Below are 20,561 nucleotides of genomic sequence, written 5' to 3' on the forward strand. Positions count from 1 at the left end.
TTCCCGCTGTCGGGTGATCAGGTGACCGCGCCCGCTGCCTTGAGCGCGATGATGCGGTCCCAGTCCAGGCCCAGTTCGAGGAGGATCTCCTCGGTCTGGGCGGCGAACTCGGGTGCGGGCCCGAGTTGTGGGGCGTGCACGTCGAACTGCACGGGGCTGCTGACCAGTTCGAGCTCCCCTGCCTGTAGCAGGTACTCGTTGGCTCTGATCTGCGGGTCGTCGCCCACTTGCAGGGAGTCCTGCACCGGGGCCCACGGCCCGGCCAGGGTGGTGAAGCGCCTGCTCCACTCCGCGAGGGTGCGGGTGGCGAGGACCTCGCGCAGGATCTTGACGGCCTCGGCCGTGTTGGCCACGAGGTTCTCGGCCGTGTCGAAGCGGGGGTCGTCGGCGAGTTCGGGGCGGTCGATGTGCCGGCACACATCGGCCCAGAACTTGCCGGGCTGCATCATCACGAACGCCAGATGGTGGCCGTCAGAGGTCTCGTACAGCCCGGACAGGGGGTTGGTGACGGAGCCGTGGGTGCCGACGGGCGGCGGGATCCAGGGCTTGCCGAGGTGCAGGGAGAGCGCGGTGGCGTGGCCCATCGCCCACAGCCCGCTGCCGAGCAGGGAGACGTCCACGACCGACGGCTCACCGGTGCGTTCGCGTTTCAGGAGCGCGGCCGCGATGCCGCCGGCGAGGTTGGTGCCGGAGATGGTGTCACCGTAGGCCGGCGAGGGCGGGTTGATGATCCCGTCGGTGCCGGCCGGGGTGATGCTCGCGGCGGTGCCGGCGCGGGCCCAGAACGCCGTCATGTCGTAGCCACCCTTTCCCGCTTCCGGTCCGCGTGGCCCGAAGGCGCTGCCCCGGGCGTAGACGATGCGGGGGTTGAGGCTACGGATGTCGTCGACGTCGATACCGAATCGCTCCCGGTGACCGGGAAGGAAGCTGGTCAGGAACACGTCGGCGTGCCGGGCGAGGTCGTAGAGCACCTCCTTGCCCTCGGGGCGGGAGATGTCGAGGCCGAGGCTGCGCTTGCCGCGGTTGGCGTGCTCGACGTTGGGGTTGGGGTCGCCCTCGACGCGCATCGTGCCGGTCTGGCGCAGACCGCGCTGCGGGTCACCGGTAACGGCGTGCTCGACCTTGATGACGTCCGCTCCCCAGTCGGAGAGGACGGCTCCCGCCGAGGGCACGAAGCCGTACATGGCGACTTCGAGGACGCGGATGCCTTCGAGCGGCATCATGACCGGACCACGACCGCGAACGCCTTGTACTCCAGGAACTCCTCCAGCCCGGCCACACCGCTCTCGCGGCCGATGCCCGACTGCTTGTAGCCGCCGAACGGCACGTCGGCGGCGAAGTAGTTGCCGCCGTTGATGCTGAAGGTGCCGGTTCGGATCCGGCGGGCCAACGCGATGGCCCTCTCGTCGTCGGCGCTCTGGATGCCGCCGGAGAGGCCGAAGATGGAGTTGTTGGCGATGCGTACGGCGTCGTCATCGTCGTCGTACGGGATCACCACGAGCACCGGGCCGAAGACCTCGTCCTGGGCGATCTCGCTGTCCGGATCGACGTTGCTGAGAAGGGTCGGCCGGTAGAAGAAGCCGGGATCGATCTTCTCGCCACCGGTGACGAGGTTCGCACCTGCGGCTACGGCCCTCTCGACCATGCCGTCGACCTTGTCGCGCTGGCGCTCGCTGATGAGCGGGCCCGCGAAGGTCTTGGGGTCGGCGGGGTCGCCGAGCGGGATGCGGCCGAGGCCCGCCGCCACCATGGCGACGATCTCGTCGTGGTGCTCCCTGGGTACGAGCAGCCGGGAGGTGAGCGCGCAGCCCTGCCCGGAGTGGGAGCAGATGGTGCCGGCCGCGAACATGGAGGCGGTGGCGAAGTCGGCGTCGTCGAGGACGATCATGGCGGACTTGCCGCCGAGTTCCAGGAAGACCTTCTTCACCGTGCGGCTCGCGGCCTCCATGATGCGGCGGCCGGTCGCGGTGGACCCGGTGAAGGTGATCATGTCGACGTCGGGGTGTGTGGTGAGCGTCTCGCCGACGTCGGCGCCGGAGGAGGTGAGGACATTGACCACGCCGGGCGGTATGTCCGTGTGCTCGGCGATGAGTTGACCGAGGAACAGGGTGGTCAGCGGGGTGTCCGGGGCGCCCTTGAGGACGACCGTGCAGCCGGCCGCGAGCGCGGGGGCGAGCTTGGCCAGGGCGAGTTGGTTCGGGTAGTTGTAGGCGATGATCGCCGCTACGACCCCCGCGGCCTCCTTCTCCACCCAGCGCCGGTGACGCTGGCCGCGTATCTCGGACTCGCCGAGCTCCTCGGTCAGCGGGTACTTGCGCAGCAGGTCCGCGTAATAGCGCACCAGCTTGACGGGGTCGTCGAGTTGAGGACCGTAGGTGAGCATGCGGGGCGCGCCGACCTCGGCGATGGTGAGCTCCCGCAGCTCCTCGACGTGGTCGGTGAGCGCCTGGTGCAGCTGGTCGAGACAGCGGATGCGCAGCTGTACGTCGGTGGACCAGGCGGTGGTGTCGAAGGCGGTGCGGGCCGCTGCTACGGCCGCCTCGGCCTGGGCGGTGGTGGCGTCGGGCGCGTGGCCGTGGACCTCACCGGTCGCGGGGTTGAGGGAGGGGAACGTCCGCTCCCCGTCGAGGAGTTGGCCGTCGATGAGCAGTCGGGTCACAGCCGCACCACCTGTCCGCCGTCGACGCTGATGGTCTGGCCGGTGAGCCAGCCCGCGTCGTCGGAGAGCAGGAACAGCACGGTAGGGGTCAGGTCGCCGGGCGTGCCCATCCGTTTGATGGCCAGGGCCTGGGTCATCCGCTCCTGGAACTCGACCGGCACGACGGTGGCCGTGGCCTCGGTGTCGGTGGGGCCGGGGGCGATGCCGTTGACGCGGATGCCCCGGCCGCCGAGTTCGGCGGCGAGCGAGGCGGTGAGGTGGTTGATGCCGATCTTGGCCAGGCCGTAGTAGCCGCTGGCCATGTAGGCGGCGGCGGAGGACTGGTTGACGATCGCGCTGCCCTCGGTCAGGTGCGGGACGACGGCCCGGGTGACGTACAGGGCGCCCATCAGGTTCACCTGGATGAAGCGGTTGAGGTAGTCGAGGTCGACGGTGGTCAGGCCCTCGCGCCGCATGCTGTGGTAGATCGCGGCGTTGTTGATCAGGTAGTCGATGCGGCCGAACTCGGCGACGGTGGCTGCGGCCAGTGCGTCCGCCGAGGCGGGGTCTCCGACGTCGACCTTGACGAAGAGCGCGGAGTCCAGTTCCTTGGCGACCCGCTGTCCCTGCTCCTCGTTGATGTCCGCGACCACGACCCGCGCTCCCTCGGCGGCCAGCGCCCGGGCGTAGTCCTCGCCGATTCCCTGTCCCGCTCCGGTGACGATCGCCACCTTGTCCTGGAACCGCATCCTGTTCTCCTCGCATGGATGGGCGGCTTGCTCCAATGAAGCGGAAACTACATTCTCCTTATACGCGAATCAACCATCCGGCAGCGAGAATGTCATCCTGACGACTTGCTGACAGACCCGCGGACCACGGCGAACAGCCCCCGCCTGCGCGGGACTTCCGGAAGCACCGGAGACGAGAATACGCTTCTCAGATCCGGAAGGGAGATTTTCATGATCGAGACGAAGGGGGTTCCGGCATGAGGACAGCGCTCGTCACGGGCGGCGGCTCCGGCATCGGACAAGCCATCGCACAGCGCCTGGAGGCCGACGGTCTCCAGGTCGCCACCCTCGACCTCAATCCGTCCGACAGGGGCTTCTCCCGGAAGGCCGACGTCTCCGACCGGGCCCAGGTGGACGAGGCGCTGACCGAGATCCGGGAGCAGCTCGGCCCCGTCACGGTCCTGGTCAACGCGGCCGGGATGGAGGGTTACAAGCGCTTCGCCAACCTCACGTTCGAGGCCTGGCAGCGGGTGATCGACGTCAATCTCCACGGCGTCTTCCACTGTGTCCAGGCGGTTCTGCCGGACATGGTGGAGGCAGGCTGGGGCCGGATCGTCAACATCTCCTCGTCCAGCGCGCAGTCCGGCCAGCCGTTCATGACGCACTACGTGGCCGCCAAGTCCGCGGTCAACGGGCTGACCAAGTCGCTGGCCCTGGAGCTGGGCCCGCAGGGCATCACCGTCAACGCGGTGCCGCCCGGTTTCATCGACACGCCCATGCTGCGCCGCTCGGAGGAGCGCCAACTGCTCGGCGGGACGGTCGAGGAGCACATCCAGCGCACTCCGGTACGGCGGGTCGGGCGCCCGGAGGACATCGCCGCGGCCTGCGCCTTCCTCGCGTCCGAGGAGGCCGGCTACATCACGGGCCAGATCCTCGGCGTGAACGGCGGGCGGAACACGTGAGCGAGCACAGCCGGCACACCCGGCACGGCTCGGACGGCGAGGACGGCGGGACGGCCACCGAGCGCTCCGGGCACGGCGACCACGGTGAGCGCGGAGGAACCGCCGGCGAGAACACCGTCCGCATCCCCCCGGTGCCCTACGACGACTGGGACCACGAGGTGTTCTCGGTCATCAACCCCGACCGGAAGCTGCCGCAGGCCAACGTCCTGGGGATCTTCCAGCGCCATCCGGCCCTGGCCCGGGCGTTCCTGACGTTCAACATGCACCTCAACACCACGACCCTGCCGGTGCGCGTCCGCGAGCTCGCCGTCCTGCGCGTGGCGTGGCGGCGGGGCAGCCGGTACGAGTGGGCGAGTCATGTCCTGATCGGCCGGAAGGCCGGGGTGACCGAGGCCGAGATCGATGAGGTCCGCACGGGCGCCGACACGTTGCTCAACCGGGCGGTGGACGAACTGGACACCGACTCGGGCCTGTCGGACGCGACCTACGCCGCGCTCGCCGCCGACCTGGACGAACACCAGCTGATGGACCTGGTGTTCACCATCGGCGCCTACACGATGCTCACGATGGCTCTCAACACCTTCGGCGTGGAACTCGACCCTGTGATCTCGGAAGAGAACTTCAGTTTCCCAAAACGAGAATGGTATTCTCACAAGCGAGAGGGGTGATCCCATGCCGCACTTCACCAAGCCCGAGGCCGGGAGCTGGACCGAGAACTACCCCGAGCTGGGCACCAGCCCGGTGAACTACGAGGACTCCATCGACCCCGCGTACTACGAGGCCGAGAAGGAAGCGATCTTCAAGAAGACCTGGCTGAACGTCGGCCGGGTCGAGCAAGTGCCCAAGGTCGGCAGCTACTTCACGAAGGAGCTGGCCGTCGCCGACACCTCACTGGTGATCGTGCGGGGCAAGGACAAGGAGATCCGCGCCTTCCACAACGTCTGCCGCCACCGCGGCAACAAGCTCGTGTGGAACGACTACCCGGGCGAGGAGGTCAAGGGCACCTGCCGCCAGTTCACGTGCAAGTACCACGCCTGGCGCTACAGCCTCGACGGCGATCTGACCTTCGTCCAGCAGGAGAAGGAGTTCTTCGACCTGGACAAGGCGGACTACGGCCTCAAGCTGGTCCGCTGCGAGGTCTGGGAGGGGTTCATCTTCGTCAACCTCGACCCGGACGCCCAGCCGCTCAAGGAGTACTTGGGCGAGTTCGCGAAGGGCCTGGAGGGCTACCCCTTCCACGAGATGACCGAGGTCTTCACGTACAAGGCGGAGATCGGCAGCAACTGGAAGCTGTTCATCGACGCGTTCGCGGAGTTCTACCACGCGCCCGTCCTGCACATGAAGCAGGCCGTCAAGGACGAGGCCGACAAGCTCTTCAACGTCGGGTACGAGGCGCTGCACTACGAGATCCATCCCCCGCACTCGATGATCTCGTCCTGGGGAGGCATGTCCCCGCCCAAGGACCTGACCATCGTCAAGCCGATCGAACGCACCCTGCGCAGCGGCCTGTTCGGGCCGTGGGAGGCGCCCGACATCGAGGGCCTGGACAATCTGCCGACGGGCCTCAACCCGGGCCGGCACCGCGCGTGGGGCAACGACTCCTTCGAGTTCTTCCCCAACATGACCCTGCTGATCTGGAAGCCCGGCTGGTACCTGACGTACCACTACTGGCCGACGGCGGTGGACAAGCACATCTTCGAGGCCAACCTGTACTTCGTGCCGGCCAAGACGGCGCGCGAGCGGCTGAAGCAGGAGCTGGCGACGGTGACGTTCAAGGAGTACGCCCTCCAGGACGGCAACACCCTCGAAGCCACCCAGACGATGCTCAAGAGCCGGGTCGTCACCGATTTCCCGCTCTGCGACCAGGAGTTGCTGCTCCGCCATCTGCACAAGACGGTCGCCGACTACGTCAAGGAGCACACCGATGCTGCCCAGTGAGTTCGCGGCACTCGAGCCGTTCAGCGAGTGGATCCTGGAGTCCGAGCGCGAGCGGTACAGCAAGCGCCTGGCCAGCTCCATGGAGGAGATGCAGACCTTCTACGACGCCGCGTTCCCGCTGCTGGAGCAGGCCTCCGACCACCTCGACGCGTTCCTGCTCACCGAACTGCCGGAGCAGGAGCGCAACTTGCTGCTCCTGATGTTCTCGCTGGTGAACGTGTCGTTCCCGGTCGAGGTCTGGAAGCAGGCCCGGGTGCCGGACAGCGGGGCCGCCTATATGGACCTCGTCGTCGAGCCGAAGGTCTGACCGGTCGTGCTCACGCTCAAAGCGGCGCGTGTACTGCACGTGGAGACGGGCGAGTTCGAGTCGCCGGGCCTGATCACGGTCGAGGGCGACCGCATCACGCGCGGCGGCAGCGAGGGCGGGGACGCCAGCGAGAGCGAGGTTCTCGATCTCGGCGACGTGACTCTCCTGCCCGGTCTCATGGACATGGAGGTCAACCTCCTGATGGGCGGCCGGGGAGAGACGCTCGCGTTCTCCCCCGTCCAGGACGATCCCCCGCTGCGGATGCTCCGCGCGGTGGGCAACGCCCGGCGGACCCTGCGCGCGGGGTTCACCACGGTCCGCAACCTCGGCCTGTTCGTGAAGACGGGCGGCTATCTGCTGGACGTCGCGCTGGCGAAGGCCATCGACGCCGGCTGGATCGACGGCCCGCGCATCGTGCCCGCCGGACACGCCATCACACCCACCGGCGGCCATCTCGACCCCACGATGTTCGCCGCGTTCGCCCCCGGAATCATGCCTCTCTCCCTGGAGGAGGGCATTGCCAACGGCGTCGACGAGGTGCGCAAGGCCGTCCGGTACCAGATCAAGCACGGGGCTCGGCTCATCAAGGTCTGCGCGTCCGGGGGTGTCATGTCCCACACCGGCACCCCCGGGGCGCAGCACTACTCCGACGAGGAACTGCGCGCCATCGTCGACGAGGCCCACCGGCGCGGACTGAAGGTGGCGGCCCACACCCACGGGGCCGACGCCGTCCGCTCTGCGGTGGAGGCGGGCATCGACTGCATCGAGCACGGATTCCTGCTCGACGACGACACCATCGCGCTGATGGCGGAGCGCGGCACTTTCCTGGTGCCGACCACCGCTCTCATCGACGGGATGGACATGTCCCATGCCGCGCCCGAACTGAAGGCGAAGGCCGCCGAGATCTTCCCCCGGGCGAAAACCGTGGTGGCCAGGGCCGGCAAGGCGGGCGTCCGGATGGCTCTGGGCACGGACGCACCGGCGATTCCGCACGGCCGTGGCGCCCAGGAGCTGATCGCCCTGGTCGACCGCGGCATGACACCTCTGGAGGCGCTCCAGGCGGCGACCGTCAACGCGGCGGAGCTGATCGACGCCGACGACCGCGGCCGCGTCGCGGACGGCCTGCTCGCCGATCTGATCGCGGTCCCGGGCAATCCGCTGGAGGACATCTCCGTGATGGCGGACGTCAGGTTCGTGATGAAGGGCGGGAAGGTGTTCCGCGACGAACGCCTCTGACACCAACGCCCAGGCCGATCACGGGAGTTGATCACACCGGCCCGTCGAGCGGCCGTAGCATCCGCACGATCATCTCGACCGTGCGCTCGACGGGGCGGTTGCGGGCCGTGACCGTGGACAGGAGAGTGCGGGTCAATACGGCGCCGAGGAGCATGTCGAAGACGTCGTCCGGGTCGACGGCGGGGTCGACGCTTCCGGTCGGCGCGGCGCGCAGGATGTCCTGGAACTGCGGTCGCGCCGACACGCGCAGCAGCATCTCCGGCGGCCGGGGCGTGTTCGACGTCTGGGAGTGCGCGAGGAGACCGGCCGCGGCGGCGCGGGCCGCGGGAGCGCCGAAGGCCGCCAAGTAGGCCCGGATGAACCGCCGTAGGTCGCGGCGCAGGTCTCCCGTGGGCCGGACGCTCAGCGGGCTGAGTCCGGGGAACGTGGCCTCCTCGATCAGCTCGATCCGGGACGGCCAGCGGCGGTAGATGGCGGAGGCGTGCACGCCGGAGTGCTCCGCCACCGCCTGGATCGTCGTCGCGTCGAAGCCGCGCTGGACGAGCAGTTCGCGCGTTGCCGCGAGGGCCCGTTCGTTGATGCTCGTGTCTCGTGGACGGCCCGGGGCGCGGCGCGGTTCTGCCATGCCGGTGATTGTAGTGACCGGGCCATGTTTCCCTAATTATAGGAGACGGTCTTCTGTAATTCCCGGTGTGTGGCTACAGTCCCGAAGGGGCGTACTTCGGAGACCGAAGGAGAGTCAGATGCGTGCTGCTGCGCTCCGGGGCGGGAGCGTCGAGGCGCGGACCGTCGACGATCCGGTCCCTGGACCGGGCCAACTTCTCGTCCGCTCGCTGGCGTGCGGGATCTGCGCGTCGGATCTGCACTTCATGGACCATCCGGAGGCGGGCGCCGACGACGACAGCGGGATGTCGACGTACGACCAGGACGTCGACATCGTGATGGGCCACGAGTACTGCGCCGAGGTCGTGGACCACGGCCCCGGCACCGAGCGCCGCATCCCGGTCGGTACGCGGGTGAGTTCGCTGCCCGTACTGGCCACCCCGGCCGGTCGCAGGATCATCGGCCAGAGCCCCGAAGCACCCGGCGGGTTCGGCGAGTTGTTCCTGCTGACCGAGGCCATCACCCGGGTCGTGGTGTCGGACCTGCCGAGCGAGACCGTGTGTGTCGCCGACGCGATCTCGGTGGGCTGGTCGACCGCGTCCCGCGCCCAACTGTCCGCGAGCGAGGCGCCGTTGGTCATCGGCTGCGGCGCCATCGCTCTCTCGGCGATCGGCCGGCTCAAGAACCTCGGCATCGGCCCGATCGTGGCCGCCGATCTCGTGGCGTCACGTCGTGCGACCGCGCTGGCCATGGGCGCCGACGTGGTCGTCGACCCGGCCGAGGTCTCGCCGTACGAGGCGTGGCGCGACGCGGCCGGCAGCCGGGCGAGTTGTGTCGTGTTCGAGTGCGTCGGCGTCCCGGGCGTTCTCGACTCGATCATCAAGGGGTGCGAGCGCGGTACCCGGATCTTCTCCGTCGGCGGTCCGCCGGAGGGCGACCATCTGCACACCCTGACCGCCAAGCGGAAGGGCCTCAACATCCAGTTCGGGGGCGGCCCGTCGATGGACCACTGGGACGAGGCGTTCCGGGCGGTCTGCTCCGGCGGCCTCGATGTCGGGCCGATGCTCGGCCACACCGTCGGTCTCGACGGAGTGCCGGCCGCGCTCGACGCCGCACGGGACGCCAATGGACCGGCCCGCATCATCGTCGTACCAGGGAGCTGATCACCCATGAGCGAGACCGACGAACTTGCCCAACTGCGCGCCACCGTCGACACGTTGGCGGCGAAGGTGCGCGCCTTGGAGGACCGGGCCGAGATCACCCAGCTCGTCGCCCAGTACGGTCCGGCGGTCGACAGCGGATCGGGAGAGGCTGCGGCGGCACTCTGGACCGAGGACGGCGTCTTCGACGCGATCCCCCACCTGCGGATGGAGGGGCGGGACGGCATCGTCGGCATGGTCCACGGCCCCGGGCACCAGAGCGTGATCCACACCGGCTGCGGTCACATCCTGACCGCGCCGCACGTCGTCGTCGACGGCGATCACGCGACCGGACGCAACCACGCGCTGCACCTCCGCTGGGACGCCGACGCCGGCCGGTTCTGGGTGTTCCAGGTCTCCGCCAACACCTGGCGCTGGGTGCGTACTTCGGAGGGCTGGCGCATCTCCGAGCGGGTCAACGCCAACCTCGACGGCACCGAGGGCCCCCGAGCGATGCTGGCTCCGACGTCCAACGCACCGTCCTTGGAGGAGAGTTGAGGATCGGGTTCATCGGGTCGGGCCGTCTGGGGCAGCCGATCGTCGAGCGCCTGGTTGCCGCGGGGCATGACGTCACCGTCCACTCACGCCACCCGGAGCAGCGCGCCGACGCCCGTGCGGACGGGCCGGGTTGGGCCGAGACGATCGAGGCGACCGTGCGCGACGCCGACGCGGTGTTCGTCGTCGTACTGACGGACGAGCAGGTGCGGTCGGTGTGCCTCGGCCCGGACGGCGCCATCGCGGCCATGACAGCGGGGTCCACGCTCGTCCAGCACACCACGTCCGACCCCGAGACCGCCCGCCTGCTCTTCGAGGCGGGCGCGGAGCACGGTGTCGGGGTGCTGGACGCCGCGCTCTCGGGCGGCCCGCACGACATCGCGGCGGGCCGCCTCACGCTGTGGGTCGGTGGCGACGAAGCCCGACTGGAGGAGACGCGCCCGCTGTTGGAGACGTACGCCTCGCCGGTCATGTTCGTGGGACCGGCCGGCAACGGTCAGCGGGTCAAGCTCGTCAACAACGCCCTGTTCGTGGCCCAGGTCGGTCTCGCGGTCGACGCGGTGCGCGTGGCGGGGTCGCTGGGGATCGACGAGAAGGTGATTCTCGCGGCGCTCCAGCACGGCAGCGGGGCCAGCCGGGCGCTCGGTGTCGTCGCCGGGGGCGGGTCGGTCGACGCGGTCGCGGAGCGGCTGGCGGACCTGATGAGCAAGGACGTCCGCGTGGTGCGCGAGGTCGCGCGCGCCACCGGCGCCGACCTGGGGATCATCGGGACGGTGCTGTCGTCGGACGCGGTCGAGAAGAAGGTTCTCCGTTCGTCCCGGACGATCTGACCGATCTGACTGAACTGGCCGATTTGACTGAACTTTATTGAGGAGACACGAAGTGACCGAATCCCTCACCACCAAGTACGGGCCGTGGGGTGTCATCGCCGGCGGGTCGGACGGGGTGGGTGCCGCGTTCGCCCACCGGCTGGCCGCCCAGGGGATGAACGTCGTGCTGGTGGCCCGGCGCCTGCCCGTGCTGGAGGCGTCCGCCGAGGAGATCCGCGCGCGCTACGGCGTCGAGGTCCGCACGGTCGCGCTCGACCTCAGCTCCTCAACTGCCCTGGCGGAGCTGGAGGATGCGACCGCCGGTCTGGAGGTCGGTCTGTTCGTGTACAACGCGGGCAGCGACGACCGTAGCGTCCCGTTCCTCGACAAGGACCTCGACACCCATCTCGGGCTGGTGCGGCGCAACTGCACGGCCGTACTCGAAGCGGCGTACCGCTTCGGTGGCCCGATGGTGGCGCGCAAGCGCGGAGCCGTGGTCCTGGTGACCTCGGGGGCCGCGTGGGCGGGCGGTGCGACGCTCGCCGCCTACGGTGCGTCGAAGGCGTTCGACCTCATCCTGGCGGAGAGCCTGTGGGCGGAGTGGCAGGGCAGCGGGGTGGATGTGCTGGGGCTGGTGCTCGGCAGGACCGACACCCCGTCCCTGCGTCGCACCGAAGGCGTCCAAGGGGGTTCCTACGGTGGCGACTTGGCCGACCCCGACGATGTGGCCGCCGAGGCGCTCGACCATCTCTCCGACGGTCCGACCTGGATCTGCGGCAGCCCCACCCCGACCGGCGGCTCACCGTTCGGGGCGTTGAGCCGCCGTGACGCGGTCCTGGCGATGAGCCGGGGCGCGACCGCGCACAAGGAGCGGTGACGGTCGCGGTCCGGCCCATCGATCCAGCGGCCTACTGGCCCTTGATGCGTTCCTTCATGGCGTCGAGCTGCGTGAGAATGGGATATCCGCTCACGCTCAGCGCGTTCCCGTGTCCCGTCTCATGGATGTCGAACACGGACTGGATGGCCGCGTAGAAGCCCTGGACGTCGAGGCTCTGGTTGACGGCCCGCTTCGCCTGACGGAGGCCGAAGGACGGCATCCGGGCGATCTGGTGGGCCAACTCCAGGGACTCGGTGCCCAGTTGGTCCAGCGGGACGACCTTGTTCACCATGCCGACCTTCTCCGCCTCCTCGGCGGTGACGGCGCGTCCGGTGAAGAGGATCTCCTTCGCCTTGCGCGGGCCCAACTCCCAGGTGTGTCCGTGGTATTCGACTCCCCCGATGCCCATGTGGACGACGGGGTCGGAGAACTCGGCGTTCTCGGCGGCCACGATCAGGTCGCAGGGCCAGCACAGCATCAGTCCGCCCGCGATGCACTTGCCCTGCACGGCGGCGATCGTCGGCTTGGGTACGTTGCGCCAGCGCAGGGTGTACTCCAGGTACCGGCGGGTCTCGGCGCTGTAGATCCACTCCAGGGTGATCTCCTTCGGCGCCGGCCAGCGGTCCTTCAGGTCGTGTCCCGACGAGAAGTGCTTGCCGTTGGCCTTCAGGAGAACGACCTTCACGTCCTCGTCGGCCGCGGCCCGGCTCCAGGCCGCGTCCAGGGCGTCGAGGAGCTCACTGTTCTGCGCGTTGGCGACCTCGGGCCGGTTGAGGGTGATGATCCCCACCCGGCCGTCGACCTCGTACAGGATCTCGTCCATACGTCTTGTCCTCTGTCGGCTCTCTGGAATGACGGCTCTGGCGGATATCGGCTCTGGCGTATGACAGTTGTGGCCTACGACGGCTTCAGCGCGGCAGGCCGAGGATGCGCTCGGCGATGATGTTGCGCTGGATCTCGGAGGTGCCGCCGGCGATCGTCCCGCCGAAGCTGCGTGCGTACCGCTCGAACCAACTGGCGTTGAACGTCTGCAAGTTCATATGGGTGTACGGCCCTGTCTGCACGGGGTGCAACAGCGCCTCGGCGCCGTGCTGTTCGAGGGCGTGCAGTTCGGCGTTCTGCGCGGCCTCGGAGCCGAGCAGTTTGAGCACCGAGATCTCCACCGGATTCCGGTCGGGTCCGAGCAGCCGGTAGCCGAGCAACCGCAGTGCCTGGACGTCCATTTGGAGGGTGGCGTACCACTCCTCGTCGCAGGCCGCGTCCTGGATCAGGGCGTCCATGCGCTCGGCGTAGTGCACCCACAGCAGGGTCCGTTCGTGCCCGAGCGAGCCGTTGGCCACACGCCAGCCCTCGTTGAGGGGGCCGACGAGGTTCTCCTTCGGGACGTGGACGTCGGTGAAGAACACCTCGTTGAAGTCGAGGTCGTCCGGCGCGGCGATCGAGCCGAACGGCCGCCGGACCAGGCCCTCGGAGTCGGTGGGGATGAGAAGGACGCTGATCCCCTTGTGCTTGGGGGCATCGGGGTCGGTGCGGACGAAGGTGAGCAGGACGTCGGCGTCGTGCGCACCCGAGGTCCACACCTTCTGTCCGTTGACGACGAAGTGGTCGCCCTCAAGGACCGCGCGGGTGCTCAGCCCGGCCAGGTCGGAACCGGCTCCGGGCTCGCTCATGCCGAGCGACGCGGTGATCTCGGCGCGCAGCAGAGGTACGGCCCAGTCGCGTTTCTGTTGCTCGGTGCCGAAGGTCAGCAGTGAGGCCGCGATGATGTTGAGGCCCTGCGGGTTGAAGCTGTGGTAGATCCGCCGCCGGGACAACTCCTCCAGGTGGGCGACGACTTGGGGCAGCGTGGCGTTACGGCCGCCGTACTCGGGCGGCTGGGCGGGCAGCAGCCAGCCCGCGTCGAAGAGCTTGCGCTGCCAGCGCCGGGCCCAATCGGGGATGTCCGCGCTGGACTTGGAGCGGACCGTGGCCTCTTCGGGGGTGGGCAGGTGGGCGTCGAGGAAGTCGCTGAAATCGGCGCGGAACTTCTCGACCTCGGGGTCGGGGGCCAGCCTCATACCAGCAGCGCCTTCCTGTGCTCGGACGCCGTGCCGAGGAGCAGGTCCCCGGCCTTGGCCCGCTTGAGATGGATCTGTAGCTCGTTCTCCCACGTGTAGCCCATGGCCCCGAACAGCTGGAACCCGTTGCGGAAACACACCCGTTGGCAGTCTCCGGCGGCGGCTTTCGCCATCGCGGCGGCCCGGCCGCGGCGCGGGTCGTCCTCGGCGATGGTGAGCGCGGAGAAGTAGGCGAGCACCTTGGCGCGTTCGATGGCTACGTACATGTCGGCGGCCTTGTGCTTGACGGCCTGGAACGAGCCGATGGGGACACCGAATTGATGCCGCTGCTTCACATGGGCGACGACCAGGTCGAGGATGCGCCGGCAACTGCCGACCGTGCTCACCGCCAGGCCCATGAGGGCCAGGTCCGGTACTCCGGCGACCAGGTCCGGGGCGTCCACCCGGGCGACGTGCAGGGTCGGGTCGAACACGGACAGCCGCTCGGTCGCCAGGTCCTTTCCGTCCCGTACGACCACGCCCTCGGAGGTGAGAAGGGCGATCTCGTCGGCTCGGTCGGCGTCGAGGACGAACTTCCCCTCCCCGTCGAAGACGCCGGTGCCGGAGCCGTGCGGCAGCCGTCCGGCCAGTGGCGCGAACCAGGTGGCCGTGGCGAGGAAGGGCGTCGGGTCGGCGGCATACCCCAACTCCTCCAGGACGATGGCCAGTTCCACCGGAGGAGCCTCCAGCCAGCCCAACTCCAGGTAGGTGTCCCAGAGTTGTTTCTCGGGCAGGGACCGTGACTTGGTGACCGTTTCGCGGACCACTCGCTGGAGCAGCCGCTGTTCGTCGTCGAACTCAAACTCCATGCGCGACCTCCAGAAGGACCTTGCCGATGGCGCGGCGCCCCAGGCCGAGGGCCTCGGCGACGTCGGCGAGCGGATACACGGCGTGGACGCGGGGCCGGATCTTCCCGGCGGCGAACAGTCCGTGGAGTTCGGTGCGGGCGGCGACCAGCTCGTCCCGCCGGTGCCGCGCCCAGCCGCCGAGGTCGAAGCCGTGCAGGCTGACACCTTTGAGCATCGGGAGGTTGAGCGGGATACGCGGGATCTCCCCGCTCGCGAACCCCACACTCACGAACCGTCCGCCCCAGCGCATGGCCCGCAACGCCTCCTCCGCGTACGGCCCGCCGACAGGGTCGATCACGACATCGGCCCCGCCCGCGTCCCGCAGGCTCCGCTTCAGATCGTCGTACGGCAAGGTGAGCCGCGCGCCCTGCTCGGCGCACACCGCCCGCTTCTTCTCCGTCGAGGCGACGGCGACGACCTCCGCGCCGAGCAGTGCGGCGAGTTCGACGGTCGCGAGGCCGACCCCGCCGGCCGCGCCGAGGACGGCCACCCGTTCGCCGGGCCGTACGTCGGCGACCAGGCGCAGCGCGTCGAAGGCGGTGGCGTGGCCGACCCCGAAGGCCGCCGCGCGCTCGGTGGGGATTCCCTCGGGGATACGGCTCAGGCCGGCGGGGCGGGCGGTGACGCGTTCGGCGAAGGCCCCGACGAACATCGAGCCGAAGACCCGCTCGCCCTTCTCGAATCCGCTCGCGGACGCGGCGACCACGCCGGCGAACTCGCTGCCGGGGGTGAAGGGCGGTTCCGCCTTCACCTGGTAGGCGCCGTCGATGACGAGAACGTCGGCGAAGTTGACGGCCGCGTAGTGCACGTCGACCGGGATGCCGCCCTCGTCCTCGGTGAACTCCGTTCCGGGGAAGGCTGGTTCGGGAATGTCCTCGACGACGACCGGGCCGCCGACGGTGTGGCAGCGGGCGGCTCTCATAGCCGGGTCGTCGCGGCGAGTTCGGCCGCCTGGGCGGCCATCTGCAGGACGACGTCGCCGTAGTGGACCATCTTCGGGTTGCCGCCCTCGCCCTTCATGTGCCGGGCGTAGCCGCCTTCGAGGACCACGGCCATCTTGAACCGGGCGAGGATCACGTAGTAGTCGATCTCGCTGACGTCGCGTCCGCTGACCTTGGCGTAGTGCTCCAGCAGGTCGGCCCGGTCGGGCATGCCGGTGTAGTCGACGTATCCCTTCTGGGTCCGGTCCTCGTCGGCGTCGGGCCAGCCCATGACGACCCAGCCGAGATCGAGCAACGGGTCGCCGACCGTGGCCATTTCGAAGTCGACCAGGGCCGCGAGCCTGGCGGGGGCGCCGTGCTGGAACATGACGTTGGCGAACTGGTAGTCGCCGTGGATGATGCCGGGTTCCCAGTGGGCGGGACGGTGTTCTCGCAGCCAGGCGGCGGCGTTCTCCAGGCCGGGTATCTCGCGGAACTTGAACTTGGCGAGGTGGGCGAGCCAGCGGTCGACCTGCCGGTCGTGGAAACCGTCCGGTCGGCCGAAGCCCTCGAGTCCCTGGGCCCGCCAGTCCACGTTGCCCAACTTGGCGATGCCCTCGACGAGTTGGTAGGCGAGTTCGGGGCGAAGCGACAGGTCGCTGAGGAACGGTTCGGGCCAGCCGTCGGAGTTCATCGGCGACCAGCCGTCGACATGTGCCATCAAGTAGAAGCAGGATCCGAGCACGCTCGTGTCGTCGCACACGGCGATCGCCTCGGGGTGCGGGACGTCCGTGCCGTTGAGGGCCTTGAGAACGCGGTATTCGCGGAGCATGGTCTCGTTGCGCCCCGGCGGAACCTTCTCCGGCGGTTTGCGCAGCACCATGCTCACCTCGCCGCGCCGGATGCCGTAGATGTCGTTGGAGGTGCCGCCGGAGATGTACGACGTCTCGACGGGTTCGCCGGGGGCGATGCCCTGGTCGTCCAGCCAGCGGGCGAGCGATTCCGTGTCGGCGAGCGTCACAGCAGGTCCTCCAACTGCTTCCGGGCCCATTCGCGGCGGGTGGGCAGGTGCTGGGTGGGCCACAGGCCGGGGGCTGCTTCGTAGCCGCGCAGGACGTCACGGGCGACCGTGATCTTGTGGACCTCGGTGGGGCCGTCGACGACCGCCATGACGGCAGCGCCGTTCCACATGTCGGAGAACGGCATCTCGTTCGACACACCGAGGGCGCCGTGCAGGTGCATCGAGCGGTACACGACGTCGTGCAGCACCTTCGGGGTGAGGAACTTGATGGCGGCGATGTCCTTACGGACCCGCTTGTAGTCCTGGTACTTGTCGATCTGCCAGGCGGTGTAGAGCACGAAGAGCCGGAACTGGGCGAGTTGGGCGTAGGAGTCGGCGAGGTCGGCGCGCACGAGTTGTTTGTCCGCGAGCCGCTCGCCCTGGGTCTCGCGGGACAGGGCCCGCTCGGCCATCATGTCGAGCGCCTTCTGGCTCTGGCCCACGACCCGCATCGCGTGGTGGACGCGGCCACCGCCGAGCCGGGTCTGGGCGATCGCGAAGGCCTGGCCCTCGCCGCCGAGCAGCGCGTCGGCGGGGACGCGGACGCCGTCGTAGGCGATGAGTGCGTGCATGCCCTCGTCGGTGGCCTCGCCCATGATGCCGAGGTGGCGCTCGATGCGGACGCCGGGGGTGTCGCTGGGCACGAGGAACATCGACATGCCCTTGTACGGGCTGACGTCGGGGTTCGTCACGGCCATCACGATGACGAACTTCGAGGTGCGGGCGTTGGAGGAGAAGAACTTACGGCCGGTGATGACCCAGTCGTCGCCGTCGCGTTCGGCGCGGGTGGTGAACATCGTGGGGTCGGCGCCGGCCTGCGGCTCGGTCATGGAGAAGCAGGAGAAGCACTCGCCTTCCAGCAGTGGCCGGAGGTAGCGCTCCTTCTGTTCGTCGGTGCCGTAGCGGGCGATGATCTCGGCGTTCCCGGTGTCGGGAGCGGCCGTGCCGAAGATGACGGGGGCCCAACTCGACTGGCCCAGGATCTCGTTGATGAGCGCCAGCTTGACCTGGCCGAAGCCGCGCCCACCCAGCTCGGGTCCGAGGTGCGGTGCCCACAGGCCCTCGTCACGGACCTGTTGCTTCAACGCCCGGACTATTGGGCCGAGTTCGTCGTCGAGCGGGTGGTACGCCCGGTCCGGATGGAGCAGGTCCAGCGGCTCCACGCGCTCGGAGCGGAACCGCCGGATCCACTCCAGCTTCTCCTCGAACTCCGGCTCGGTGGAAAAGTCCCATGCCATGTCAGACGAACCTCCTGCCAGCCCGGACGGATGGCGGTGAGAATATCATTCTCATCTCACGCAAGTAAGAGTCTCGAAACTTGCAGTGTGGGCTTCGGTAGGGGAAGCCGAGGTGTTACCGCTGAAGTGGAGTATCGTTCTTCGGGTGACAGCTGTCCCCGAAGAACAACCAGCCTGGCGCCAGCGCGCCGTTGAGCGTTCCACCCGTGCCGCCAAGCTCCGCGCCGAACAACGTGTGCAGCGCTTCCTGGACGCGGCGCAGGAACTCATCGCGGAGAAGCGGACGACGGACTTCACGGTCCAGGAGGTCGTGGACCGCTCCAAACAGTCACTGCGCAGCTTCTACCAGCACTTCGACGGCAAACACGAGCTGCTGCTCGCCCTGTTCGAGGACGCGCTGTCCAAGTCGGCGGCGGAGATCCGCGAGGCGGCCGGCGCCCAGTCGGATCCGCTCCAGGCGCTGCGGCTCGGCGTGACGATGCTCTTCGAGCAGTCCTTGTCCAACCCCGGTGTGGAGCGCCCGCTGTTCAGCGACTTCGCACTGCAACTCCTCGTGAAGCATCCCGCGCAGGTGGCGACCGCTCATCTCCCCCTGCACCAGGTGTTCTCGGAGTTGGTCGAGCAGGCCGAGGACGCCGGCGTCATCCCCGCCGGCAAGCCCCGCCGTCAGGCCTCGATCCTGATGCAGACGGTCATGTTCGTCGCACAGGGCAACGGCGTCCCGGCCGGCAGCCACGCGGCGGCGGTCAGCGCCGAGGAGGTCTGGCAGTTCTGTCTCGGCGGCCTCTCGGGCGTCCCCGTGCGCAGCTGACGGACGTCCGACAGGTATCCGACGACGTAATTGACGCTCTCCACAGCGGAGAGTACGGTTCTCGCCCACCGCAACGGGAGGTGGGCGATGACCAAACCACTACGGCATGGAGTGCAGCGCTACCGGGTCGTGCAGTGGGCCACAGGGAACATCGGCGCCCGCACGATGCGTGCCGTCCTGGAGCATCCGAACCTGACCCTGGCCGGCGTGTATGTCCACACGCCGGCCAAGTCAGGCCTGGACGCGGGTGAGTTGAGCGGCGGCGAGATCGGTACCACCGGAGTCGTCGCCACGCACGACATCGACGAGATCCTGGCGCTCGGCGCCGACTGTGTCCTCTACACCCCGCGCACGTGCGATTTCGACGAGGTGTGCGCCCTGCTCTCGTCAGGCGTGAACGTCGTGTCCACACGCGGCGAGTTCCATCACGCGCCGAGCCTCGACCCGGTCACGCGGAAGCGGATCGAGGACGCGTGCGAGCGGGGCGGGACCTCGGTCCACAGCACGGGCAGCAGCCCCGGATTCATCACGGAGGCGCTGCCGTTGACACTCACGTCGATCCAGCGGCGGCTCGACGCGCTGACGATCGACGAGTTCGCGGACCTCTCCCAACGGGACTCCCCCGGGCTGCTGTTCGAGGTGATGGGCTTCGGGAAGCCTCCTGCCGAATTCGGCGAGCAGCGCCTGGCCGGACTGCGCGACAGCTTCGGCCCGTCGTTGCGGCTGCTCGCCGAGTCGCTCTCGGCGCCGCTCGACTCGGTGGAGGCGGTGGGTGAGGTCGCAACTGCCCGGCGCACCACCCGAATTGCCGCGGGCACGCTGCCCGTAGGCACGGTGGCCGCGCAGCGGATCACCGTGTCCGGACTACGGAAAGGCCAACCCCTGCTGCGGTTCCGGGCCAACTGGTACTGCACCACCGACCTCGACCCGGACTGGGACCTCCGTGCCACCGGCTGGCATGTCGCGGTCGAGGGGGACGCGCCGCTCGACATCGACCTGCGCTTCCCCGTGCCCCTCGACCGGATGGCGGCGATGTCCCCCTCCTACACCGCGAACCGCGCGGTGAACGCCGTGCCCTTCGTCTGCGCGGCCCCTCCCGGGATCCGCACGACGGCCGACCTCCCGCAGATCGTCGCCGACCTCGGCTGAGACCGGGACCACCCGCACCCGGCACTCAGACGGTGCTCGTCGGCACCGCGACCTCCGGCTCGCCGTCCTCGTCGATCGCGTACTTCAGGAAGTCGTCGACCATACGGTGGAACAGCGTGGCCAGTTGCTGCAGTTCGTCCGTCGACCACTCGGAGAGGGCCATTTGCATGCCGCGCGCACCGGCGTCCCGGACGCTGTCCACGGCCTTCCGGCCGGCCGCGGTCAGCTCGATCCGCTGGGCCCGGCGGTCGTCGGGGTCGGGCACACGCGTGACGTAACCGGACTTCTGCAACTGCTGCACCGTCCGTGTCACATGCGAGGCCTCGACTCCGAGGCGGTGCGCCAACTCCCCCGGGCGCAGCGGCTCGGAGTCGGCGACCTGCCGCAGCAACGCCACCGCCGCACGGTCCAGGGGCACACCGGCGAGAGCCATGAGCCGGTCGTGCTGGCGGGCGCGCGTGCTCAGGTAGGTGATCCGAGTGAGGGCTCGCTCGATCTCGGTCACCTCCGGGGAGGCGGGGGCTTCGGGGACCGGTGGTGTGGACATGGGACCCACTTTACCATATTGTTGCGTAACTCAAGTAATTTACTGCGTACGTTTACCGCGCCTACTGCCGGGAGACTACTTCTCCCGCTCCGCGGCCCGG

22 protein-coding genes are annotated in these 20,561 nt (G+C 69.0%); 11 read left to right on the plus strand and 11 right to left on the minus strand.

The window, feature by feature from the left end:
- Window positions 1–17: 17 nt before the first annotated feature.
- Genes ACNFOC_RS06940 through ACNFOC_RS06950 form a run of 3 tightly spaced genes read right to left on the minus strand, consistent with a single transcriptional unit; the run spans window position 18 to window position 3,387 of the window.
- Complete coding sequence (locus tag ACNFOC_RS06940) at window positions 18–1,223, minus strand: CaiB/BaiF CoA transferase family protein (protein WP_416957708.1); 1,206 nt, start codon at window positions 1,221–1,223, stop codon at window positions 18–20.
- Window positions 1,220–2,659, minus strand: coding sequence for an aldehyde dehydrogenase family protein (locus tag ACNFOC_RS06945; RefSeq protein WP_416957710.1), 1,440 nt, complete (start codon window positions 2,657–2,659; stop codon window positions 1,220–1,222). Before ACNFOC_RS06945 ends, ACNFOC_RS06940 begins: the two co-directional genes overlap by 4 nt.
- On the minus strand, window positions 2,656–3,387 hold the full coding sequence (locus ACNFOC_RS06950) for an SDR family oxidoreductase (RefSeq protein ID WP_317880892.1): 732 nt from the start codon (window positions 3,385–3,387) through the stop codon (window positions 2,656–2,658). The genes ACNFOC_RS06945 and ACNFOC_RS06950 overlap by 4 nt, the downstream gene beginning before the upstream one ends.
- Window positions 3,388–3,623: 236 nt before the next feature.
- Here ACNFOC_RS06950 and ACNFOC_RS06955 point away from each other — a divergent pair, with 236 nt between their 5' ends.
- The 5 genes from ACNFOC_RS06955 to ACNFOC_RS06975 are packed head-to-tail and all read left to right on the plus strand — an operon-like array spanning window position 3,624 to window position 7,809.
- The gene (locus ACNFOC_RS06955; protein WP_416957712.1) at window positions 3,624–4,328 is read left to right on the plus strand and encodes an SDR family NAD(P)-dependent oxidoreductase; all 705 of its coding nucleotides are present in this window, start codon (window positions 3,624–3,626) and stop codon (window positions 4,326–4,328) included.
- Window positions 4,325–4,996 carry a carboxymuconolactone decarboxylase family protein gene (locus ACNFOC_RS06960; RefSeq protein WP_416957715.1) on the plus strand — a complete coding sequence of 224 codons (672 nt, stop codon included), beginning with the start codon at window positions 4,325–4,327 and terminating at the stop codon, window positions 4,994–4,996. The genes ACNFOC_RS06955 and ACNFOC_RS06960 overlap by 4 nt, the downstream gene beginning before the upstream one ends.
- A gap of 4 nt (window positions 4,997–5,000) precedes the next feature.
- Window positions 5,001–6,266 (plus strand): aromatic ring-hydroxylating oxygenase subunit alpha, encoded by a 1,266-nt coding sequence (locus ACNFOC_RS06965; RefSeq protein WP_416957717.1) that lies wholly within the window; start codon window positions 5,001–5,003, stop codon window positions 6,264–6,266.
- The gene (locus ACNFOC_RS06970) at window positions 6,253–6,573 is read left to right on the plus strand and encodes a hypothetical protein (protein WP_416957719.1); all 321 of its coding nucleotides are present in this window, start codon (window positions 6,253–6,255) and stop codon (window positions 6,571–6,573) included. The genes ACNFOC_RS06965 and ACNFOC_RS06970 overlap by 14 nt, the downstream gene beginning before the upstream one ends.
- Window positions 6,574–6,579: 6 nt before the next feature.
- Entirely contained in the window at window positions 6,580–7,809 is a 1,230-nt protein-coding gene (locus ACNFOC_RS06975) for a metal-dependent hydrolase family protein (protein ID WP_416957721.1), read from the plus strand.
- 31 nt (window positions 7,810–7,840) lie between these two features.
- On the opposite strand, the gene ACNFOC_RS06980 is transcribed toward ACNFOC_RS06975, so the two are convergent.
- Complete coding sequence (locus ACNFOC_RS06980) at window positions 7,841–8,434, minus strand: TetR/AcrR family transcriptional regulator (RefSeq protein WP_416957723.1); 594 nt, start codon at window positions 8,432–8,434, stop codon at window positions 7,841–7,843.
- Between the two features lie 118 nt (window positions 8,435–8,552).
- Between ACNFOC_RS06980 and ACNFOC_RS06985 the strand changes: the two genes are divergently transcribed.
- Genes ACNFOC_RS06985 through ACNFOC_RS07000 form a run of 4 tightly spaced genes read left to right on the plus strand, consistent with a single transcriptional unit; the run spans window position 8,553 to window position 11,792 of the window.
- Entirely contained in the window at window positions 8,553–9,575 is a 1,023-nt protein-coding gene (locus tag ACNFOC_RS06985; RefSeq protein ID WP_416957725.1) for a zinc-binding dehydrogenase, read from the plus strand.
- 6 nt (window positions 9,576–9,581) lie between these two features.
- Complete coding sequence (locus tag ACNFOC_RS06990; RefSeq protein ID WP_416957727.1) at window positions 9,582–10,109, plus strand: nuclear transport factor 2 family protein; 528 nt, start codon at window positions 9,582–9,584, stop codon at window positions 10,107–10,109.
- Window positions 10,106–10,936 (plus strand): NAD(P)-dependent oxidoreductase, encoded by an 831-nt coding sequence (locus ACNFOC_RS06995; RefSeq protein ID WP_416957729.1) that lies wholly within the window; start codon window positions 10,106–10,108, stop codon window positions 10,934–10,936. Before ACNFOC_RS06990 ends, ACNFOC_RS06995 begins: the two co-directional genes overlap by 4 nt.
- 52 nt (window positions 10,937–10,988) lie before the next feature.
- Window positions 10,989–11,792 carry an SDR family NAD(P)-dependent oxidoreductase gene (locus ACNFOC_RS07000; RefSeq protein WP_416957731.1) on the plus strand — a complete coding sequence of 268 codons (804 nt, stop codon included), beginning with the start codon at window positions 10,989–10,991 and terminating at the stop codon, window positions 11,790–11,792.
- Between the two features lie 31 nt (window positions 11,793–11,823).
- On the opposite strand, the gene ACNFOC_RS07005 is transcribed toward ACNFOC_RS07000, so the two are convergent.
- The 6 genes from ACNFOC_RS07005 to ACNFOC_RS07030 form a co-directional block, all read right to left on the minus strand.
- Window positions 11,824–12,615, minus strand: a complete 792-nt coding sequence (locus tag ACNFOC_RS07005; RefSeq protein ID WP_416957733.1) for an enoyl-CoA hydratase — start codon at window positions 12,613–12,615, stop codon at window positions 11,824–11,826.
- An 85-nt stretch (window positions 12,616–12,700) separates the two neighbouring features.
- The gene (locus ACNFOC_RS07010; RefSeq protein ID WP_416957735.1) at window positions 12,701–13,849 is read right to left on the minus strand and encodes an acyl-CoA dehydrogenase family protein; all 1,149 of its coding nucleotides are present in this window, start codon (window positions 13,847–13,849) and stop codon (window positions 12,701–12,703) included.
- Window positions 13,846–14,697, minus strand: a complete 852-nt coding sequence (locus ACNFOC_RS07015; protein ID WP_416957737.1) for an acyl-CoA dehydrogenase family protein — start codon at window positions 14,695–14,697, stop codon at window positions 13,846–13,848. The genes ACNFOC_RS07010 and ACNFOC_RS07015 overlap by 4 nt, the downstream gene beginning before the upstream one ends.
- Window positions 14,687–15,658, minus strand: a complete 972-nt coding sequence (locus ACNFOC_RS07020) for an NADPH:quinone oxidoreductase family protein (RefSeq protein ID WP_416957739.1) — start codon at window positions 15,656–15,658, stop codon at window positions 14,687–14,689. Before ACNFOC_RS07020 ends, ACNFOC_RS07015 begins: the two co-directional genes overlap by 11 nt.
- Window positions 15,655–16,677 (minus strand): phosphotransferase family protein, encoded by a 1,023-nt coding sequence (locus ACNFOC_RS07025; protein WP_416957741.1) that lies wholly within the window; start codon window positions 16,675–16,677, stop codon window positions 15,655–15,657. The genes ACNFOC_RS07020 and ACNFOC_RS07025 overlap by 4 nt, the downstream gene beginning before the upstream one ends.
- Window positions 16,674–17,954, minus strand: coding sequence for an acyl-CoA dehydrogenase family protein (locus ACNFOC_RS07030; protein WP_416957743.1), 1,281 nt, complete (start codon window positions 17,952–17,954; stop codon window positions 16,674–16,676). The genes ACNFOC_RS07025 and ACNFOC_RS07030 overlap by 4 nt, the downstream gene beginning before the upstream one ends.
- A 145-nt stretch (window positions 17,955–18,099) precedes the next feature.
- On the opposite strand from ACNFOC_RS07030, the gene ACNFOC_RS07035 reads away from it, so the two are divergent.
- On the plus strand, window positions 18,100–18,765 hold the full coding sequence (locus ACNFOC_RS07035; protein ID WP_416957745.1) for a TetR/AcrR family transcriptional regulator: 666 nt from the start codon (window positions 18,100–18,102) through the stop codon (window positions 18,763–18,765).
- An 87-nt stretch (window positions 18,766–18,852) separates the two neighbouring features.
- The gene (locus ACNFOC_RS07040; protein WP_416957747.1) at window positions 18,853–19,914 is read left to right on the plus strand and encodes an NAD(P)H-dependent amine dehydrogenase family protein; all 1,062 of its coding nucleotides are present in this window, start codon (window positions 18,853–18,855) and stop codon (window positions 19,912–19,914) included.
- 25 nt (window positions 19,915–19,939) lie between these two features.
- On the opposite strand, the gene ACNFOC_RS07045 is transcribed toward ACNFOC_RS07040, so the two are convergent.
- Complete coding sequence (locus ACNFOC_RS07045; RefSeq protein ID WP_416957749.1) at window positions 19,940–20,461, minus strand: MarR family winged helix-turn-helix transcriptional regulator; 522 nt, start codon at window positions 20,459–20,461, stop codon at window positions 19,940–19,942.
- Window positions 20,462–20,561 lie beyond the last annotated feature (100 nt).

The sequence above is a fragment of the Streptomyces colwelliae genome (genome assembly GCF_048158785.1).
Classification (GTDB): Bacteria; Actinomycetota; Actinomycetes; order Streptomycetales; family Streptomycetaceae; genus Streptomyces.

What these genes read in the sequence shown, in the direction of transcription:
- ACNFOC_RS06940 (WP_416957708.1), bottom strand. Translation starts at nt 1,223, where the DNA reads ATGATGCCGCTCGAAGGCATCCGCGTCCTCGAAGTCGCCATGTACGGC.
- ACNFOC_RS06950 (WP_317880892.1), bottom strand. Translation starts at nt 3,387, where the DNA reads ATGCGGTTCCAGGACAAGGTGGCGATCGTCACCGGAGCGGGACAGGGA.
- ACNFOC_RS06955 (WP_416957712.1), top strand. Translation starts at nt 3,624, where the DNA reads ATGAGGACAGCGCTCGTCACGGGCGGCGGCTCCGGCATCGGACAAGCC.
- ACNFOC_RS06965 (WP_416957717.1), top strand. Translation starts at nt 5,001, where the DNA reads ATGCCGCACTTCACCAAGCCCGAGGCCGGGAGCTGGACCGAGAACTAC.
- ACNFOC_RS06970 (WP_416957719.1), top strand. Translation starts at nt 6,253, where the DNA reads ATGCTGCCCAGTGAGTTCGCGGCACTCGAGCCGTTCAGCGAGTGGATC.
- ACNFOC_RS06980 (WP_416957723.1), bottom strand. Translation starts at nt 8,434, where the DNA reads ATGGCAGAACCGCGCCGCGCCCCGGGCCGTCCACGAGACACGAGCATC.
- ACNFOC_RS06985 (WP_416957725.1), top strand. Translation starts at nt 8,553, where the DNA reads ATGCGTGCTGCTGCGCTCCGGGGCGGGAGCGTCGAGGCGCGGACCGTC.
- ACNFOC_RS06990 (WP_416957727.1), top strand. Translation starts at nt 9,582, where the DNA reads ATGAGCGAGACCGACGAACTTGCCCAACTGCGCGCCACCGTCGACACG.
- ACNFOC_RS07005 (WP_416957733.1), bottom strand. Translation starts at nt 12,615, where the DNA reads ATGGACGAGATCCTGTACGAGGTCGACGGCCGGGTGGGGATCATCACC.
- ACNFOC_RS07010 (WP_416957735.1), bottom strand. Translation starts at nt 13,849, where the DNA reads ATGAGGCTGGCCCCCGACCCCGAGGTCGAGAAGTTCCGCGCCGATTTC.
- ACNFOC_RS07015 (WP_416957737.1), bottom strand. Translation starts at nt 14,697, where the DNA reads ATGGAGTTTGAGTTCGACGACGAACAGCGGCTGCTCCAGCGAGTGGTC.
- ACNFOC_RS07020 (WP_416957739.1), bottom strand. Translation starts at nt 15,658, where the DNA reads ATGAGAGCCGCCCGCTGCCACACCGTCGGCGGCCCGGTCGTCGTCGAG.
- ACNFOC_RS07030 (WP_416957743.1), bottom strand. Translation starts at nt 17,954, where the DNA reads ATGGCATGGGACTTTTCCACCGAGCCGGAGTTCGAGGAGAAGCTGGAG.
- ACNFOC_RS07040 (WP_416957747.1), top strand. Translation starts at nt 18,853, where the DNA reads ATGACCAAACCACTACGGCATGGAGTGCAGCGCTACCGGGTCGTGCAG.
- ACNFOC_RS07045 (WP_416957749.1), bottom strand. Translation starts at nt 20,461, where the DNA reads ATGTCCACACCACCGGTCCCCGAAGCCCCCGCCTCCCCGGAGGTGACC.